The 19,158-nt window shown below is 49.3% G+C and carries 17 protein-coding genes and 1 tRNA gene; 3 read left to right on the top strand and 15 right to left on the bottom strand.

The window, feature by feature from the left end; all coding sequences use genetic code 11:
* Nucleotides 1–164 precede the first annotated feature (164 nt).
* From ACGHZ6_RS08155 to ACGHZ6_RS08100, 12 genes are all read right to left on the bottom strand, one after another.
* Nucleotides 165–923 carry a substrate-binding periplasmic protein gene (locus ACGHZ6_RS08155; protein WP_390618337.1) on the bottom strand — a complete coding sequence of 253 codons (759 nt, stop codon included), beginning with the start codon at nt 921–923 and terminating at the stop codon, nt 165–167.
* Between the two features lie 184 nt (nt 924–1,107).
* Nucleotides 1,108–1,992: a GGDEF domain-containing protein gene (locus tag ACGHZ6_RS08150; RefSeq protein WP_390618336.1), complete on the bottom strand. Its 885-nt coding sequence runs from the start codon at nt 1,990–1,992 to the stop codon at nt 1,108–1,110.
* A gap of 165 nt (nt 1,993–2,157) precedes the next feature.
* The gene (locus ACGHZ6_RS08145) at nt 2,158–3,123 is read right to left on the bottom strand and encodes a hypothetical protein (protein WP_390618335.1); all 966 of its coding nucleotides are present in this window, start codon (nt 3,121–3,123) and stop codon (nt 2,158–2,160) included.
* An 83-nt stretch (nt 3,124–3,206) separates the two neighbouring features.
* Nucleotides 3,207–3,917: a hypothetical protein gene (locus tag ACGHZ6_RS08140; protein ID WP_390618334.1), complete on the bottom strand. Its 711-nt coding sequence runs from the start codon at nt 3,915–3,917 to the stop codon at nt 3,207–3,209.
* A gap of 86 nt (nt 3,918–4,003) precedes the next feature.
* Nucleotides 4,004–4,783, bottom strand: a complete 780-nt coding sequence (locus ACGHZ6_RS08135; protein WP_390618333.1) for an enoyl-CoA hydratase-related protein — start codon at nt 4,781–4,783, stop codon at nt 4,004–4,006.
* A gap of 10 nt (nt 4,784–4,793) precedes the next feature.
* Nucleotides 4,794–6,035, bottom strand: coding sequence for a glutathione S-transferase family protein (locus tag ACGHZ6_RS08130; protein WP_390618332.1), 1,242 nt, complete (start codon nt 6,033–6,035; stop codon nt 4,794–4,796).
* A 27-nt stretch (nt 6,036–6,062) separates the two neighbouring features.
* Nucleotides 6,063–7,223: a glutathione S-transferase family protein gene (locus ACGHZ6_RS08125; RefSeq protein ID WP_390618331.1), complete on the bottom strand. Its 1,161-nt coding sequence runs from the start codon at nt 7,221–7,223 to the stop codon at nt 6,063–6,065.
* Between the two features lie 21 nt (nt 7,224–7,244).
* The gene (locus ACGHZ6_RS08120) at nt 7,245–8,279 is read right to left on the bottom strand and encodes a glutathione S-transferase N-terminal domain-containing protein (RefSeq protein WP_390618330.1); all 1,035 of its coding nucleotides are present in this window, start codon (nt 8,277–8,279) and stop codon (nt 7,245–7,247) included.
* A gap of 109 nt (nt 8,280–8,388) precedes the next feature.
* Entirely contained in the window at nt 8,389–10,932 is a 2,544-nt protein-coding gene (locus ACGHZ6_RS08115) for a TonB-dependent receptor (RefSeq protein ID WP_390618329.1), read from the bottom strand.
* Nucleotides 10,933–11,098: 166 nt separating this feature from the next.
* A complete protein-coding gene (locus ACGHZ6_RS08110) occupies nt 11,099–12,121 on the bottom strand; it encodes an AraC family transcriptional regulator (protein ID WP_390618328.1) in 1,023 nt (340 codons plus the stop codon).
* Between the two features lie 72 nt (nt 12,122–12,193).
* Nucleotides 12,194–12,664: an acyl-CoA thioesterase gene (locus tag ACGHZ6_RS08105; RefSeq protein ID WP_390618327.1), complete on the bottom strand. Its 471-nt coding sequence runs from the start codon at nt 12,662–12,664 to the stop codon at nt 12,194–12,196.
* 130 nt (nt 12,665–12,794) lie between these two features.
* Entirely contained in the window at nt 12,795–13,547 is a 753-nt protein-coding gene (locus ACGHZ6_RS08100) for a biotin--[acetyl-CoA-carboxylase] ligase (protein WP_390618326.1), read from the bottom strand.
* Nucleotides 13,548–13,744: 197 nt separating this feature from the next.
* On the opposite strand from ACGHZ6_RS08100, the gene ACGHZ6_RS08095 reads away from it, so the two are divergent.
* Nucleotides 13,745–14,467 (top strand): substrate-binding periplasmic protein, encoded by a 723-nt coding sequence (locus ACGHZ6_RS08095; protein ID WP_390618325.1) that lies wholly within the window; start codon nt 13,745–13,747, stop codon nt 14,465–14,467.
* Between the two features lie 128 nt (nt 14,468–14,595).
* Here ACGHZ6_RS08095 and ACGHZ6_RS08090 read toward each other — a convergent pair.
* Nucleotides 14,596–14,671 (bottom strand) — tRNA-Ala (locus ACGHZ6_RS08090).
* A 153-nt stretch (nt 14,672–14,824) separates the two neighbouring features.
* On the bottom strand, nt 14,825–15,217 hold the full coding sequence (locus tag ACGHZ6_RS08085; RefSeq protein ID WP_390618324.1) for a FimV family protein: 393 nt from the start codon (nt 15,215–15,217) through the stop codon (nt 14,825–14,827).
* 322 nt (nt 15,218–15,539) lie between these two features.
* Between ACGHZ6_RS08085 and ACGHZ6_RS08080 the strand changes: the two genes are divergently transcribed.
* Nucleotides 15,540–17,435, top strand: coding sequence for a propionyl-CoA synthetase (locus ACGHZ6_RS08080; RefSeq protein WP_390618323.1), 1,896 nt, complete (start codon nt 15,540–15,542; stop codon nt 17,433–17,435).
* Here ACGHZ6_RS08080 and ACGHZ6_RS08075 read toward each other — a convergent pair.
* Nucleotides 17,432–18,313, bottom strand: coding sequence for a crotonase/enoyl-CoA hydratase family protein (locus ACGHZ6_RS08075; protein WP_390618322.1), 882 nt, complete (start codon nt 18,311–18,313; stop codon nt 17,432–17,434). The genes ACGHZ6_RS08080 and ACGHZ6_RS08075 overlap by 4 nt on opposite strands.
* 165 nt (nt 18,314–18,478) lie before the next feature.
* Here ACGHZ6_RS08075 and ACGHZ6_RS08070 point away from each other — a divergent pair, with 165 nt between their 5' ends.
* Nucleotides 18,479–19,054, top strand: coding sequence for a TetR/AcrR family transcriptional regulator (locus tag ACGHZ6_RS08070; protein WP_390618321.1), 576 nt, complete (start codon nt 18,479–18,481; stop codon nt 19,052–19,054).
* Nucleotides 19,055–19,158 lie beyond the last annotated feature (104 nt).

Genomic DNA, 19,158 nt, shown 5'->3' with positions numbered 1-19,158 from the left:
GCCCAGTAGTTATAAATCCGCTTTAGAAGTTGCAGCAAGGTGGTTACTCTGTGGTTAAGCTCTTTTAGAGTTTAGATGACAGGGATTTATCCAGCCAATACGGCTCCGAGGGGGGCTAACAGGTTAGGCACAGACGGTTTGAACGCTGTACTTGATTAGCAGCATCACTGTCGCTGCCGCTCAGACGCTTTTATCAAACCTGCAATATTTGCGTTGATTTTTTTGGCGTATGAACCTGCGCGATCTTTGCCTAAACTGGCATGGGAAAAACAAAGCCGTAATTCAAAGTCGACGACTTTAGCAATGGGCTTTAATGCTATACCTTGCCTTTTTTTCCAAAATGCTGCGGTTTGCGGTGCAATAATAGTCATGTCAGAGCGCCCACTAATTATCATTTTTAACGCGTCATCCGGATTGCGGTGCAAGGTAATGTTGTTTTTAGGGAAGCCTGGCATATAGCGGTGAGTGTCAATGACTCGGGTTGTGGCTATCTTCAAGTGGTACAACTTGGCTATATCATCTACAGGTGATATCTCGCTTTTTTCTAGTGCATAGAGGTAGGAAGTATTTCTACCATAGGACAATTCAGCACAGGAAACCTGGGGATAATCGACTGCTTTTTCCTTGTCATCGAATATGAAAGGGCCTGCATCAACCGTCCCTTTGATAACTTCGGCGGCAAGACGAACAAAGTTCTCATGTTCGTGTATTTCCGGGCTCAAGCCAGTGCCAGCAAACAGCTTATCCAGGAATTGGAAGGCTACGCCTTTAAGTTCACTCGTATTTTCATCCCGATATAACCAGGGAGGATGGCCACCCGGAATGCCAATATTGATAGTGGCCGAATTGATAGCGGCCGAGGATTCGCCAAAAACCGGTAGCCCTATCGCAGACAGAAAGGCAAACACCAGGAAGTTCTTCATAAGGCAGCTTGGTCTGATTAAGAGGTTAAGTAGCTCTGTGAGTATAGTTGAAGACCTTGCTCCGTTCATAACCCAGCGGGATCGTAGAAAAGAGTACTTATCCACAGACCTGGATGCCCTGGAATCACGAGCCGATAAAAAAGCACAAACAAGCCGGCGTCGAGGTAGAGTATCAGTAGAAGCGCTAATCCATAATGAGATATTGTGCTGACGCCAGCTGATTTCGCCCGCCGTTTTTGGCGACGTATAATTGCGTGTCTGCTGCTTCTATCAACTGATGTTCATTACTGTCTTTAGATGGATAAATCGTGCTTAACCCAACGCTTACGGTAAGGAAATCTTCTACAGGCGAATGAGCGTTGGGGATACTCAATGCTCGTATAGCCTCTAGCATTCGCGTCATGATAGCCTCAGCCTGAATCAGGCTTGTATTGCCCAATACTATTACAAACTCTTCCCCGCCATATCGGGCACATAAATCGCAAGGTCGTTTGGCAAATCCTTTCAATAACTTTGCGATTTTACTTAAGCATTCATCACCGGCCTGATGGCCGTAGGTATCATTGAGTAATTTAAAGTGATCCAGATCTATTATCGCTAACGAGAGTGGCATGCTTAATCGGGCACAGCGCCTGTACTCACTTTCAAGAAATTCATCAAAGCAGCGACGATTAGCAATATCGGTAAGGCCATCAATGCGTGACAATTCAAGCACGGCCTCCTCAGCTAACTTTCGCTCCGTGATGTTCTTGTGCGTAATGACAAAGCAGTGCTGCCCTCCATGAGCAAAAGCTGTAACCCTCATCATAAACCAACGCTGTTCAGCGGAAGAATGGCATGGATATTCTAAATAGAACTCGTCCTGCTGATCGTTTATCACTGAACGGATTCCCTGAGCAGCAACAGCAGCAAGATCATCCCCGTTGGCAGAGGCTCTTTCACAGGCGGTTAAGTAGTTGGCATCAGCCCAGGAAGACGCACCATCGTTGCCTTGACTAAAACAGCGCCAAGCATGATTCACGTAAAGAAAGTTACCGAATTGATCAATGACCGAAACTTCTTCGGACATTGAATCTAGCACTGACTTAAAAAACTGGGAGGAATAGTCCACTGAGTAGCATCCCTGCAATAACATCCGCTTAAACTCTATATTAGATCATGGCAGCGGGATGTACAGAAGGATGTAGATGCCACAAGCTATGGTAGCAAGTAGTGTCTTAGTATTTTCCAGGCCTTACTCCGGGACCGATTCCTCAGCCGGTGTAGGGTCAGTAGGTGTGGCACCAAAATAGGCTTCAAAAGCGGCACGGTAATCCTCGACTTCATCCGGTTTCAGCCAAATTTCGATATAGTTTTTCATGCGTTCATGCAATGGCGGTTCAATTTGATTGAGATGATCTATCAGGTGCAGTCCCCAATCATTTTTAGGGCAACCTATATAGGCAGGCTCGTAAGCAGGTGCTTCGGTTAAGGTCATGCTATGGAGCTCGTCTGAACTTATCCCCAATGACTCTAAATGATGGTTAACTACCCAGGGGAATTCAATAATCACATCCACCCGCCCGGCCAGCAGCATTTTCACCAAAGACTTTTGTCCGGCATAACCACGCACCAAATCCAGATGACTGTGGTAGCGAGCCAGGACTTCATCCAGGGCTTTGCCGTAGGAATGGCTGGCGGTATGCGCCATACGTAAACCGCGTTTGCTCTGCAATACATCAGCAAAGGCGACGGCCCCCTCTTCCCAACCGGCGATATTCTCAAACACCTGCCTATTGCCTGCCTTTACATACAGTTTATAAGAAGGCGGAAACGCGAGCGTATTGCTGAAGGCGATAAAACCTTCCCGCCTTGGGGTGCGGTGTAATATGCCGCACACAGGGTTGCCCGCACGAATTTCAGAGATCAAACGCGCATAATTGGCCCGCAGCTCATGGTGGCGATAACCAGGTAACTGCCCCTCTAGATCCTCCAGAATCAGATCCCCGAAACCAGGCTCTTGCTCTGCTGTCCTTGACCCAGGTGGAAAAAACAGAGGCTCCAGACCGGGTTTGGCCCAGAAGATACGGTCACCATCGGTGTGCAAATGCGGCTCAAGGGTGACTTCAGGCTCCCGTTGTTCTGCAGATGATGCAACATCCTGCGCAACGGAAACCAAAGGCAAAAGCGCTGTAATGAATATAACTGCGGGTTTGAACACCCTGCTACCACCTTCTCTTGGGCTGTTAGCTGCAGTTTACATCAAATGCGAGGGCTTTTAGGAGTCTACAAGGGAGAGGTTGCTCACTTTACCGGATAATAGGGACTAAGGCCGGATTCTTCCTGCAGGATGCGCTTTAAGGATAGCGCCAAAGGCTCCGCCAAATCAGCATGCCGGGCATTCAAATACATATAAATATCGAGGTAAAAAGCAGAAGATTCATAGCGATGCAAGGGTTGCTCTGACAACTGTACAAACCGTTTTTCCAGAAAGACATGAGCAAGCACCCAGTCCACACGCTCACCTTGTAACAGGTTAAGCAGCTGTTTGGGGTAATTCGCTACCACCCGAGTCAATTCACGAGTGCAACCTAGCTGGCGGGCATAGCGCTCGATAGCCTTATCAAAGCCATTGATAATACCAACCACATCGTGACACACGGAGAGGTCAAAAGGCTTATCTTTTGTATACGCGTAAAAGTAGAGAGGGATCTGGCTGATACGTTGCTCCACCCTGACCAGGGTTGGGAACTCTTCCTGTAACCAGCTGGCCTGCATCAATAAGCCGTCAGCGTTGCCTGCCAGGGCATCATAAAGAGCCCGGCGACCAGGCTCATAGCGGACTTCCATATCATAGCCGTGCTCTTTAAGGGCCAAGCGGATGATCTGAATCATGGGCGACTCTTGCAGGTTGAGTCGCTTTATATACTCAAACTCGGCAAAAACCAGGGTGTTGGCATTGACGCTGCTGATAAAGAATAACAACAAGATGCCGAGAGGCTTGGAAAAGTTCACGCACACTGCCCGCCATGCATTGCTTTACCTGCAAGTATAGCAATGGACCTTGGTGGACAGGATGCGACCTTATTCTAAATAATGCCTTAACTGCCGGTAAATTGGGCTTTACGCTTGGCAACAAACGCCGCAACACCTTCCTGGGCATCCTGGCTTTGTCCCGTAACCGCTTGACACTGAGCTTCACATGCCAAGCCTTGAGTGTAATCCAGATGCAAACCGGTATGTATGGCTTTACGCATTTGCCCAAGGGCAACCGTTGGGCCTTGGGCCAAACGTTCTGCCAGCGCGTAGGCTTCTGTCAGTACTTTATCGTCATCGATGCAACGATAGATCAAGCCCCACGCCTCTGCCTGCTCTGCCGACAGGCGCTCGCCTAACATCATCAGTTCCTTGGCCCGTTGTAAACCAACTAAACGCGGTAATATCCAGGTAGAGCCACCATCGGGCATCAAGCCAACATTGACAAAGGCTTGCAGGAAATAAGCAGAGCGTGCGGCTATACAAAAATCAGCCACCAGCGCCAGCCCCACGCCGATGCCCGCAACCAAACCATTGGCTGCGGTTATCACAGGCATTGGCAATTGGTGTAACGCTTCCAGACAGGGATTATAGGACTGCTCCAGAACGTCCTTTTCTGAGCCTGAGTCTTTGGCATCATCGGCCAAATCGGCACCGGAGCAAAATGCCCGGCCCTCGCCCGTGATCACCAACGCACGGGCGCCATAATCCTGCAATTGATTCACTGCCGCGTGAATTTCTTCAAACATCAGCGGTGGCGCCGCATTAAGTCTTTGCGGGCGGTTTAATGTAATCGTCGCCACATTGTTTTTTACGTCGAGCGTAATTGTCTTATAGTCGTCCATAAAAATACCTCTATTGATTCTGTGACTTGGCTTGCTTCACCAGGGCATCACAAACACCTTCACGAATGAACGGTGGCGTGAAACCATCGTACAAATTGTTGTGATGAATTGGGTCCGCCATCATGGCGGGCAGCACTTGCGCTTTAGTCAGTAGCGTGCAGACAAAATCCCGATCACTATCAGCCAAAGATAGATAACGGTTTTGCAGTTGTTCGAAAGACCACACCCGGTAGGGATAGGCATTAAAGGTGGCAGTCTGTCCGTAAATACTCACCTCAAACAAATCCTGTTGCTGCGCTTCGGCAGCTGCGGTGGCCTTAGCCAAGGGGATATAGGTTTTGCCAATAAAGGCTAACAACTGCTGCACGGTGGACGGGGTTTTCTGCTCCAGATCAATCCAATCACCAAACTCAGTTTGACCTACATGACCTCGGGTATCCCCTAACTCAGAAATAGTATCGAGCCAACGACAAGTGCGGGGTGCATATACTTCCAGAATTTCAGCGGAGAAAGGATCGTTAAACAGATGGCCATTTAAAGAACCATACAAAGCAAAGTCGGCTAGCGATGGCCTACCCCCCAGGACAAACTGGTAATGCAGGAAGTGCTCCTCAAAGATTGCCAACAGATCATGCATCTGGCGCTCGACACTGGCGCGTACCTCTGGCGTTGTTAGACCCAAGTCACCATTAAATCCCGACTGGCGCTCCAGCATAAAAGGCGCGATGTCTTTCGGATTGACTCCATCCATGGCATAGGTCAGCGTTCTTGCCAGACGATGACTGATGGCACTGCGGTTTAGCTCATTGCCCCAACGGGTATGCATATGAATGCGCCGCATATATTCATCGGCAAATTCTTCCACTAACCACATAATGAAGGCCAAGCGGTTATCATCAGGAATAGCTGAATTGTGCGGGTATTGGCTTTCAAACCATTCCAGCATCGGTGTTGAATCCTGCAGCACCTGGTTATCCGGTGTGATGATCACAGGCACAATCGGTTTACCTACCCGCTCAGCAATTTCCCCCATCATATTTTCCATATTGGCGGTAATGCGTTTATAGGGAATGCCTTTGTAGTTCAGGTAAGCCATTACCTTGTTGGAGTATGGTGAGGCGTAGGTTTGCCATAGGCGATAGCAATGCTCCTCCCCGGCGTTTAACTGACGACTAGCAGTTAGTGCGTGCTGCTCACGCACAACATTTGTAGGCGTTTGTTCAACCTTTGCTTTAGATACTGAATCTGACATTACATTACCTCTTAGCTATCAGATGTTTTACTGCTTGGACGTATTCCAGGGCGTACCAAAGAAATATGACACTAACTTTTTACCAAAGCTTGGTTGATAAGATTTTCTAAACGGTGCCATGTCATCAGCATCCATACCGGAGCTAATATCGACATCGGTGATAAATGCGTCCCAACCACCATAGTGCTTCAGAGTGGCTTTAACCCTGTCTGCAATCTCGGGGGTTAATTCGTTAAAGCGTTTATGCAATTGCTCCCTGCACCACACCCGATAGTCGTAGGTCCGTGTCTTCGAATAGCTAGTGCCCTGAACGGTATAACTGCAGGAGCTCTTGCCGTCACGACAGGTGCGTGCGTTTTCCAACAGATAAGGTAGATACGCCTCACAGATATCTTTGACAAACGGCAACCAGTCTTGTGGTAACTGACCCGGTTGGACATTCCAGTTGGCATCGGCCACATCGTCCATCTTCAGCGCCCACATGCGTGCTACCCACTGATACACATGAGGTGCCTTATCGCGCATAATTTTTGCCGGTGTAGGGTCAATGCTGAAATGACGGAACATCGGGCCCATAAAACCGAAATCCACCAGACAGGGTTTATCCCCCAGTAGATACGGCTGCTTGGCAAGAATCGTTTCCATCCACTGCAAATTATTCAGGTAGATGGATTCAACATGTTCGAGCGTGGATTTATTAACCCCATCGTGCTTGACATATTCTGAGCGCTGACGCCACTTCGCCATCAAGGCGGTAAGCCACTTAGGCCCTGGGATATGGGTGATTAATTTCTGGCTGAAGCGGATGCTGTTGACGGCTGCATCGGCAGAATAACTCCAGCGATAATGCATAGCCGGGCGCCAAAGCCATTCATCGGCGTAGTCTTCCAACAGATAGCAAAAGAAACGCAGATAAGGGTCGTCGGGTAAAATCCCGCTGTCCGGAAACTGCTGGTCCAGCCATAATATAATGGGGGTTGAATCCTGCAACCAACGGCCATCGGGTGACTGCAAAAACGGGACTTTCATAAGGCCGGTATTGCGCAAACCGGTTTTCCACCACTCGGTGAAACTGATTTCGTTTACCTCAAGGGGTAACTGCCTATAGCGCAAATAGCTGTGTAATTTACCGCTATAGTAAGACTGATCAACAACATAGAGTTGATATTTATCGTTTGTACTGGACACCGTTAACTCCTGCTCAGTAGGTTAGTCTTGCAATAGCTTTTCGCAGCCGGTGCCTGCCAGGACACCATCGACCCATTCACGGTCTAATTCAGACAGGGCTAAATACTCGCCGCGAATCCACTCGACGCAACGTTTTTGATAGGGGAAAGGGTTTTGTTGCCAGGGTTTACCGTCTACCTGGGTTTCCACTTGCGCTAAACCTTGATCTAACGCTTTGGCATTGGCCAACATCACAGGCACATAGGTACGCCCTACTTCGGCAAGTAATGGCTGTAAAGTGTTTTGAATATCGTCACGGCTCGCCCATGTATCCGCAGGAATTTCATGGCCCGAGAGGTCTTCCATAAAGTTCATCCAGGCCAATACGCGTGGTGCCAACTCCAGGGTCAATGCCATGGGGGTTGGATCAAAACCCGCTAGCTGGGTGAGTTGGCCATAGAAGGCAAAATCTGCACTGCCCGGGCAATCACCACAAATAAACGTTCTCTGGGTGAGAATTTGGTTAAAGGCCTGCAGGAATAGTTTATAACTGCTCTCGATCACTCGTGCAGTAATCTTATTAGAACCTACAACCCCTAAACGGGATATCTGTCGGGTGGCAAAATGGCTTTGAAAAAAGACACAATCCTCCTCCGGTAAAGAAGGATTGTGTTCAAGCGAGAGAATGATGCCAGCTTTCTCGATATCTGCCTGGAAAGACCAGCGGTAGTGAAACATGGCTTTGGTAAGCCATTCATCACCATAGTCTTCCAACAGATAATCAATAAAGGCTATCGCAGGGTCGTGCGGGATGACTGAACGCGATGAAAAAGATTCCTCAAAGCGACGGATTAATGGCGTGGAGTCAACAGCGGCTTCCAGCGGCCCATCTGTAGACTCCAAATAAAAGGTGGGTAACAAACCCACTTTAGGTTTAGGCAGTTCTTCCGGTGCGCCACCCTGACTACCCTGCATAAATTGATAGGGAATTCTGCGGTAACGCAACAGTGATAACATTTTGCGGGTATAGGGGGAACCGTAGGTGCCATAGAGGCGTATTGGTGCTGTGATTGCCATAAGCTATCCGTCTATTAATTTCATGTCGAAGTGGTGGGAAGCATTACCATCAGGCAAAGCGAGATCAGAAGCGTCATCAGCGCTAAGCTGATGACGCTTACTTAAGGGTTTAAAAAGCCATCATGCCCTGAATAGAGATAGTACGAGGCGGGCTATAGAAACCGACATGAGCGCCCGTCAATAACGGCGTATCGGCGGCAAAATTGCGCACTTCCACATCGGTCAGATTTTTACCTACCAACGCCACTTCCCAACCGCCATCGGCAGCGGCCAGGGCAACACGAGCATTAAAGATCGTGTTGGCTGCCTCTTCATCGATAGGATCGAGATCATTGGCCAGGTAATGATTGTCGGTAAAGTTCATGTCCAGACGTGAGCGCAGCTCTAAAGCATCAGAAAGCGCAGTAACATGATCTAACGCCACATTAGCCGACCACTCTGGCGAGAAGATAAGCTCTTTGCCACCTAAATCCTGGGAGCAATTTGCATCCATCGCTGACTGGGCAACCGTACAAGGCGCACTGTCAAATTCACCGTAGCGGGCATCAAGGTAGGCCGCTGAACCACTTAACGTCAGGCTTTCGCTGAGGCGCCACATACCATCGACTTCCATCCCCTGCGAAATGGCTTCACCGGCATTACCAACCGTGAACCCATCAGAGGTAAACGTACTCACCTGTAAACCTTCAAATTCGGTATAGAAAAGTGCGAAGTTTAAACGCGCGGCACCATCCAGCAAGGTGAGCTTTCCGCCGATCTCGTAGGACGTGGCTTTCTCTTCATCAAAACCAAACGGTTTGCCCCCCGCATTGGGATCGTCAATACCTGCTTCGTTAAAACCACCGCCTTTGTAACCGATAGAGGCACTGGTGTATAACATCACATCATCGTTAACATCCCAACTAAGGTTAAGCGACGGTGTCCACTGCTCTTCTTTCAAATCCTCTTTAACCGCATGCTCCTCGGTACCGCTGGTGAGATTAAGTATGGCGGCGGCCAGCACATAATTTGGGTCACTTGGGGAGACAGCATTTAAGGTTCCATGCTCAACAATGGTTAAGCGGCGCTGGGCTTCCTTTTCTTCCAACGAGTAACGCAAACCGACTGTCAGCGCGAGATTTTCCCGAATGTGCCAAGTACCCTGGCCAAACAAGGCATAGGTATCCGAGGTTTGATCAAAATCACGGGTGTTGCCAATGGCTGGCAGACTCGCCAGGGTATGCAGGTTTGGAATCACACCAAAGGGAGCACCGAAATCCGTCGCACCGTTAAACAGACCCGCCTGCGCCAATCCTGCCGCCAAGGCGATATCGAGATCCTGTCGGTAACCCGCGAGCGAACTGAAGTTAACATCCGTTCGCTGTAGCGAATCCAGCTCACTGTGTTGATAATAAAACCCGGCGATATACTCAAAGCGCTCACCCAGTGGTGAGGTGATACGAAACTCCTGGCTGACTTGCTCAAACTCCTGCTCAACCCAACGCCCCAGAACATCAACCGCCGAGTAATCGACATCCTGATTGTCCATGGCTTCATAAGCGGAATAACCGGTAATTGACGTTAAGGTGTATTCACCCAGACTGTGATCAACGGTAAGCACCACATTGTTGTTATCGGTTTCAGCAATGTGCTGATCCATCGATTGCTTGTATGAGTCAGTGCTATAACCCGCATCACTGAGCGTAAACAAATCGGCATAATCGCCAGTGACCGTGGGTGAAAGCATGCCACCATTCGCATTGGCATCTGCGACCAGACCCGCCAGGTAAGCATTGTTAGGAAACATCAACGCGCCCGCCAGTGGGCCACCTGCACTCATGGCAGCCAATGCTGACGGATTAACAGCAATATTCGCCAAACTCTGGGTACGTGTTTGGCGAATATTGCTGCCCTTCACATCGAAGTAACCATGCTCCAGCTTCAGAGTTACTGCGGTGTCTTCATTCAGGTCCCACACCAGGCTTGCGCGCACTGCCGCTTCATCTTTTTCCGGGCCATCGCTATTAATAGCGGTATTTTCAAAAAAGCCATCACTTTGAGATTGAGTGACAGCTAAACGACCGGCAAGATTATCTGCCAGTGGGCCGGAGACCACACCCGAGACACTGTACTGATCATAACGCGGCTCTACTTCGACACGCACATTAGCTTCAAACTCTTCGGAAGGTTTGGCGGTGGTAATATTGATCGCACCGGCAATGGTATTTTTACCAAACAAAATTCCCTGTGGGCCACGCAAGACTTCCACACGCTCTAGATCCAAAAACGGAGAGCGGAACTGGCGATCACGCCCGGCGTAAATGCCATCGATATACATCCCAACCGACTGCTCGAAACCAACATTGGCGCCCGAACCAAAGCCGCGAATATAAATATTGGTTGAGGTTCCCCCCTCATTGATCGTCAGGTTGGGTACATAACCGGATAGATCATCCAGCCCGGTCATATTCATATCCGATATCTGCTCGCCGCCAATCGCACTTACGGACAGTGGCACATCCTGCATACTTTGGGAACGTTTTTGGGCGGTCACAATGACCTCTTCCAATACAAAGCTTTCTGCTATCGCATTACCAGCAGCGAGCAACGCAATGACACCAGCCAGCGGCTTTTTTATACGTTGGTTGATGTTGTTTTTACTACTCTCTCTCATCGTCTTCTCCTCAAGTTCAGTCTTGTTTTTATTGTTATTCGGTTTAGCTAAACCGATCCTACTGGACTGAATTCGAAGAACAATGGCGCGCCAGGAGAATGGCGCAGAGTGAAGAACGACTTGCGTAATATGATTAATTCAGGGAAGAATTTGCAGCAAGGCCCGATTACAAGCCCTGCTTGGCGCGATACTCACGCGGGGTAACGCCCATCCAGGATTTAAAAGCGCGGGCGAAATTAGTTTGCGAACCGAAGCCCAGCAGGTAGCTGATCTCACCAATGGACAGATGGGGCTGGGCCATATATTTCTGGGCCAGATCGCGGCGAACATCCTCCAGCACCTGTTCGTAGGTTAAGCCCTGTTCACTGAGTTTTCGCTGCAAGCTACGCAGGCTGGTATTCATTGAAAAGGCGATATCTTTCTGGGTCGGTTTGCCGCTGGGTAGACGCTCCAAAAGCTTGGCCCGTAAGCGACCGACAATATCCTGCTTGTCAAAGCGATTCATGCTTTCAATAATCACATGGTCACTGTGTTTCAGCAGCTCCGGGTGCCCCGTAGGCAGCGGCTTGTCAAAGGTTGCTTTATCAAAGCACAACGCAATACGCGGGTGAGAGAACTCTAACGGGCAGCGAAAGAAATCCTGATAAGGTTTTATATCTTCCGGCTCATCGCGCATAAATGAGACACGTTTTGGTGCAAAACTGTCATTGCAGAGCGTACGACACAGGGTAACCACGGCCGAATACAGCGCATCCATTGCGGCAACTTGAATGGTGTGAACAAAGTCCTGCTCAGGAGAAGCCAATTCCGTCCAATAGCAATACTCATCTTCCCCCACCTCAACACCCGAGGTACCTGCATCACTCAGTAACTGACCATAACTGACAGCGCGATCAAACGCATCTTTAAGACTGGAGGATAACCACATAGACATACTCAAGGCATGAAATGTGGTGGGACACACAAAGGTACCAGCTTTTAGGCCAAAGGCAGGGTCACCCGTTTCGGCAATTGAGACTTCCAATAACTTGCCCAACTGATCGATAGGTACGCGGAAGTCAGGGTCTGATAGCAACTGCGGGTCAATATTACATCGCGCCAGAACAGCATTACCATCGATGCCATAGGAATCTAACGCTTTGGCAACCATCAAAGGAAAACCGCCAATGGTGGTGTAGGTGGAAGGCATAACCCGCTGAACTAAGACTTATTAAGAAGCTTATACAGTAAATCCTAAACGTCTTTCCTGCAACTGAGCAGTCTATTCAGTAACGGGGTCAGTCTGTGTGATAGTGCGTTCATCACAGTACTTTTCTTGGAACCGCTTAGGCATTCTAGACGGCCTGCCCGTGGCAATATTGATACAGACATAATCCAAATCTGCTCTTACCAGGGTAGCCCCATCCGACACTCGAATTAATTGAAAGTGACGCCTGGCACGCAAGCGTCCGTCATTTTCTACAATCCAGTTGGCCACTTGAACTTTATCGCCCAAATAGGCCGAACGCAGATATTGGATATTGCTTTCGCGTACCGCCATGCCGTTGCCCAATTCTTTAGCTGCATCGGTATCCACCCCCACGGCTTTGGAGTGATCACGGGCACATTCATCAAACCAGCGCACATAGACCGAATTATTGACATGGTTGTAGCTGTCAATGTCGGACTCTTCGGCAGAGACCTCGATGATAAAGGGGTTGGGAAAATCCCAGGCATCGGCGGGTATGGTCATAAGGGTGATTCCTTTCTGGCAATAAACTGACTGTCGCAATCTTACAGTCTGTCCGACAGAATTCAAACACCTGTTTGGCTCATAAACCTGGGCGCAGGCATACCTTCTGTGAAATCAGAATGATGGGCTTCTACAGAAAAACATCCCCGGAAAACACTTCTTGCTCCTGTCCGGAATCCGTTTGCAGAATCAGAATGCCTTCGTCGGAAAGCTCTTTAAAAATTCCGCTTACCCGCTCATCCTCTGTGAGCTGCACATGAATTCGCTGACCTAACCCGGCCATACGAGCACGCCAGATCTTAATCAATTCGGCAACCCCTTGCGTTTGCCACTGGGCTAAATAGCCATCGAGTTTATCCAGGTAATGACTGAGCAGGTCAGCTACCTCAACATCGATACCACACCGCTTTAGATTTGCAGCAGGGTACATAATTTCAGAATCCGGCGGATTACTGGACACATTGACCCCGGTCCCCAATACCACCCAGTGAGACTCTTTGTAGATACCGGATTCCAACAGAATGCCCACCACTTTACGACCATTGATCAGCACATCATTGGGCCATTTATATTTAATATCACAGTCGGCAGGTGCCAAATCGGCAATGGTCTCACCAATGGCAATGGCAGCAATCACTGACAGGTTTGCCAGTTTCTCGGCTGGCGCCATATCTTTCACCAGTACCGAAACAAACAGGTTACCTTCATCGGAGATCCAACTGCGGGTCTTGCGCCCACGGCCCTTGCTTTGTGTGGTAGCCCAAAATACCGATTTATTGACACAGCCCTCGTCAGCCCTGCGCTTGGCTTCGGTATTGGTTGAATCTATCTCATCGAAAGCAAATAACCTAAAGCCCTGCGGCACCCTGACCTGAGAATCCATAAATCACCTTAGAAATCGAAGAACAATGACATGTTATAAAAAGCATAGCAGCAAGTCCGCAAGCCAACTAACTCATTGTTTTTAATGGATTTTTAGATATAAATCTAACCTGTACTCAGCGACTATACTAATAGCATTGCCCTTATCTCTGTAAAAGGTCTTTAAAGCATCTAATGGTTTACCGGTTACTCTTTATATTGCTGGCAACCTTTTCCCTTCTCTTCTCTGTACATGCCAAAGCAGAGAAGCTTGATGAAATCCTTCTTGCCAGTGAAGAATGGCAGAGAGCGACACTTAGCGATGGTACCGGGCTCTACTGGGACATCTTCCGTTATGTCTACGAACCTGCTGGTATAAAGGTAAAAACATTAACCTTTCCCTACGAAACCGCGGTGAGTTATGTACAACGCGGACGTGCAGATGCCTGGCTTGCTTCCTACCTCAATGAAAGAGAATTTGCCCTCTACCCCCAATGGCACTTCGACGCGGAAGTTGTCAGCGTTATGTACAACAAAGACAACCACACTACTTTCGAAGGAATAGAATCATTAACCAACAAACAGGTAGCCTGGATTACAGGTTATGCCTACCATCTTTATATCGACGTGCCAATGCAAATACATGAGTTGAACAATCGCAAGAGTATTTTGAGGATGCTCAAACGAGGCCGTATCGATTACTTCCTGGACGCCGAAATTGATATTGGCTTGGCAAAAAAGGAATTTTATCCGGGTGATAAATCCTTAATCATTAAGGACCTAATCAAGCTGAAGTTATACCCGGCCTTTGCTGATACCGCCAAAGGCCAAAAGTTCAAGAGTATTTGGGATCAGCGGATGCCGAAAATTTATAAAACAAAGAAAATGAAACAACTATTTAAACAGTGGGAGTTTGATTACCCGTTTGATGACAAGATTTAGATAAGGCCATCGCCAAACTTGATAGCTCCAACTCAATAACAATCTCACACCAAATTTAGCACCATTAATTGGTCAAGGAGAGGCAAACACAAAAAAGCCCGCATCTGACGATGCGGGCTTTTTAAATTTGGTGGAGCCTAGCGGGATCGAACCGCTGACCTCAACACTGCCAGTGTTGCGCTCTCCCAGCTGAGCTAAGGCCCCTTTTTTAAAAACCAGTTTTACACCGTGGAGGTGGCTTTCCTGCGAAAGCGGAGCGCATTCTATCACCCTTCATGTTTGTGTCAACTACTATTTCGCTAAATAAGCTATTGAAAAGTCTCAGGTTTTGGTGATTTGGCCACAGACCCCGGAAACTCAGTAGTCGAGCATTACTGTGTATTCCCGCGCCAGCGAGCCGCCGGGCCAGGCCAGTTGTAGCATCAGGTTAATAAAGGGCTCGGTGATGGGTTTGCGAGATTTGACGTTTACCACCAGCTGACCGTCTTGCTCGCTGATACTGAGCTGGAACTGGTAGCGGCTGCTCAGCAGTTCTACCCCGTATTTGGCTGCTTCCTGGCTATTCATCAGCTGAGCATGGAGGTCGTCCACACCATATTCGGTGCCGCCCAATTTGATGGGGATTTGAGCTTGCAGCCTGTCGCCCAAGCGAGTTTGGGTACTCAGTTCGCCCAGAGCCATGGCCCAAGCACCTTGGGTGGTAAACAGTATTATCAGCGTGGCCAGCAATTTGGCAGAAAGGGATTTCATGTGAGCTTCCGAAGTTGGCAGGTACTTACTCTTAGTATGGCAGCTTTCTTCGCAGGAAGACCACGACCAGCTCTCATCTGCCCTGTCAGCATCTGACCTTATATTGTCGCCATCTCCCCCCGTATTTAACGGCAAACTCCTTCAGAATTACTCACAATGGGGGAGAAGTAGGCTGCTCCAAAAGGCTAAGGGTAGACTGAAGTCGCATAGCCAAAGACTTACCAGTCACCTAACATCAGCCATATATACACATAATTACAAGGGTTACCCAGGAATCTGGGGGCCCGAGAGAGTAAAAAGAGAGACAAGAGAGGAAAACGGAATGAGTTACTCCAGCGAGTATGAGGCGTCGATTCAACGCCCAGGTGAATTTTGGACTGAGAAAGCCAAGCAACTGGAATGGTTTGAATTCCCCGATACGCCACTGGCCAAGGATGCCAACGGTATCGACCGCTGGTTTGTCGATGGCATTATGAATACCTGCCATATGGCGCTGGATTATCATGTAGAACAGGGCCGTGGCGAGCAAGTGGCCATTTACTACGACTCCCCCGTTACCCAAACCAAGCAAGCCATTACCTATGCCGAACTGACCGCTCGTGTAGCAACCTTTGCCGGCGCCCTGCAGGAGCAAGGGGTGAAGAAAGGCGATCGGGTTCTGATTTATATGCCGATGGTGCCCGAGGCGGCTATAGCCATGTTGGCCTGTGCCCGCCTGGGCGCCGTGCACTCAGTGGTATTTGGTGGTTTTGCCGCCAGTGAACTGGCTGTGCGGATTGATGATGCTCAGCCCAAGGTGATCGTCTCTGCCTCCTGCGGTATCGAGATTGACCGTATTATTGAATACAAGCCACTGTTGGATGCCGCTATTGAGCAGGCCGAGCACAAGCCGGATAACTGCATTATCCTGCAGCGCCCGCAGGCACCTGCCAGCATGATTGAAGGCCGGGATCTGGATTGGCATGTTGCCATTAGCGATGCGCCCAAAGCCCCCTGCACACCGGTTAACGCAACCGACCCGCTTTATATTCTCTATACCTCTGGCACCACCGGTAAACCCAAAGGTGTGGTGCGTGATAACGGCGGCCATGCCGTGGCCATGCGCTACAGTATGAGCGCTATCTACAATATGCAGCCGGGCGATGTGTTCTGGGCGGCCTCGGATGTCGGTTGGGTTGTGGGCCACTCCTATATTGTTTACGCCCCGCTGCTGACGGGTTTGTCTACCGTGCTGTATGAAGGCAAACCAGTGCGCACACCGGATGCCGGCGCCTTTTGGCGTGTCGCAGAAGAATATAAAGTCAAAGCCCTGTTCTCGGCACCCACAGCGTTTCGGGCAATTAAGAAAGAAGATCCCGATGCGGAATTCCTGAAGCAGTATGATTTGAGTGCGCTGGAAACCATTTTTATGGCTGGCGAGCGCCTCGATCCTCCCACCTACAATTGGGTCACCGGGATTACCGGCCTGCCGGTGATTGATCACTGGTGGCAAACCGAAACTGGCTGGGGCATTTGCTCCAACTTGATGGGTGTAGATCCCAAGCCCTGTAAACCTGGTTCCGCCACCCTGCCCTCACCGGGTTTTGATGTGCGTATTTTAGATGACGAGGGCAATGAACTTGGCCCTAACGAGCAAGGCAACGTGGCTATTAAATTGCCTCTGCCACCGGCTTGCTTACCATCAGTATGGGGTGATTTTGGGCGTTTTAAATCCGGTTATCTTGAGCAGTTTGAAGGTTATTACACCTCAGGTGACGGCGGCTATAAAGATGACGACGGTTACGTGTTTATTATGGGCCGTACCGATGATGTGATTAATGTGGCCGGCCACCGTTTATCTACCGGCGAAATGGAAGAAGTGTTGGCTGGCCATCCAGCGGTGGCTGAGTGTGCGGTCATTGGGATTAGTTGCCCGATTAAAGGCCAGTTGCCGATTGGTTTGGTGTTATTGAAAGACGGCGCCGATATTGAAGAGCAACAGCTCAATGCCGAGCTGGTAGCCAGTGTGCGCAATACCATTGGTGCCTTGGCTTGTTTTAAAACCGCATTGATTGCCAAGCGTTTGCCGAAAACCCGTTCGGGTAAGATTCTTCGTAAACTGCTGCGCCAGATCAGCAATGGGGAGGACTATTCAATTCCCTCCACCATTGATGATCCCAACAGTATTCCGGAAATTGAAAGCCTGTTGAGAAGTCATCAACTGGTAGCTTCAGCTTAACTCAAGCCTAGCTCCCGAAAATCTTTACTGCGGCCCTCTGCTATGGGGGCCCCACTATCCCGCTCTTTTACCGCTTGTTTAAAACCCGCCTCGGTAGCACGCTCTTCAAACCATTTACCTTCTGGGGAATGACGGGCCACACCATCAAACATGGTGGCAAACATTTGCGTGGTTTTCAGGCCCATATTTTCGTAGGCCTGGTTGACCGACATTTTGCACATCATCAACTGGTTACGTGGTACACCTTTAATACGGTCGGCAAGTTTTTGTACTTCTGCATCCAGTTGATCGGCCGGTACGGATTTTAAAATCAGCCCCATGTCTTCGGCTTCTTTGCCTGTAATTAAGTCACCGGTAAACAACATGCGTTTGGCTTTTTCGATGCCTAGGCGATAGACCCACATCATGGTGGTAGGCACACCCCAGACGCGAGCAGGCGGGTAACCTATCACGGCATCATCGGCCATAATAATCATGTCACTGCACAGGGCGATATCACTACCACCAGCAGCCGCTGCGCCATGGATTTTGGTAATCACCGGTTTGTTACAGCGCCACAGGGACATAAAGTTTTCCGTGTTGCCCCACATGGCCTGGAAATCCAGGGTTGGGTCCCAGGGCATAATGTCTTGAGTGCAGGGGCCTTCGTCGTGGTCCTCGGCATACTCGGTAAGGTCATATCCTCCGCAGAAGCCCTTGCCTGCACCCTGCAACACGATCACATGCACGTCGGGATCGGCTGCCGCCTTTTGCACCGCCATAGGCAACTCATTGGCCAACTGGAAGTTGATGGCATTCAGCCTTTCAGGGCGGTTTAGGGTCAGGGTTGCAACCCTGTCACTTACCTCGTACAGAATGGTTTCAAAGTTGGTAGCCATAAGGTCTCTCTCTTCTCTATCAAGATCTTCCAATATTTAGTGAACACTGTGTACTCTTTTAATCGATACTATAATGAACACTGTGCACTGTAAATAGTTCGGGACACTCCCAACGAGCTTAGGTAAACTGCCCACCACTTTTTGACCGGAATACCCACCAAGCCTATGACTCCCCCTACCCGCGGTCGCCCCCGCAGCGAAGAAGTCCGCCAGGCCATCCATCAGGCCTTCCTGGCCGCTATGCTGGAGGACGGTTTTAATCAGATATCCATTGATGCGGTGGCCAAGCGAGCGGGCATTAGTCGCACGACTATCTATCGCTGGTATAAGGATCGTGACGAAATTGCGTTGGAAGTGGCGATAGAGTTGGTAAACCTGCCGGAGTTTCCCAAGCCCACAGGAGATTACCAAGCAGACATTCGTGCGTTTTTCAGCAAAACCTTTGAAGGAGCCAACGAACGCGGCCCACTGTTTACCGCCCTAATGGCCAGGGCCCAGGCAGACCGAGAGTTTGCTGAACAGGTATGGCAAAACTTTTCTCAGCCAAGGCGAACTCAGCTTGCAATAATTATCCAATCAAATCCCGCAGTTGCCGATACTGACCAGAAATCAGAGGCTCAACTCGATACCCTACTGGACCTTATTTTTGGCGCCATTTGGTATCGCATGATGAGTGGTCATGCCCCGCTGGATAAAAGATTTATTGAAGAGCTGTGCGAAATCATCCAGCACTATATATAGATCCTTTTCTATAAAGCTTCGTCTATATAAACCGACACAATAAGAGCAGTACTGCGCAACACCCGCTATCATTACTAAGTATCAGAAGCGGGTTTATTCATCTG

Source organism: Maricurvus nonylphenolicus (assembly GCF_042854845.1).
Taxonomy (GTDB): Bacteria; Pseudomonadota; Gammaproteobacteria; order Pseudomonadales; family Cellvibrionaceae; genus Maricurvus; species Maricurvus nonylphenolicus.
The sequence above is the reverse complement of the archived record's forward strand: the minus strand, read 5'-3'. Positions and strand labels throughout refer to the sequence as shown.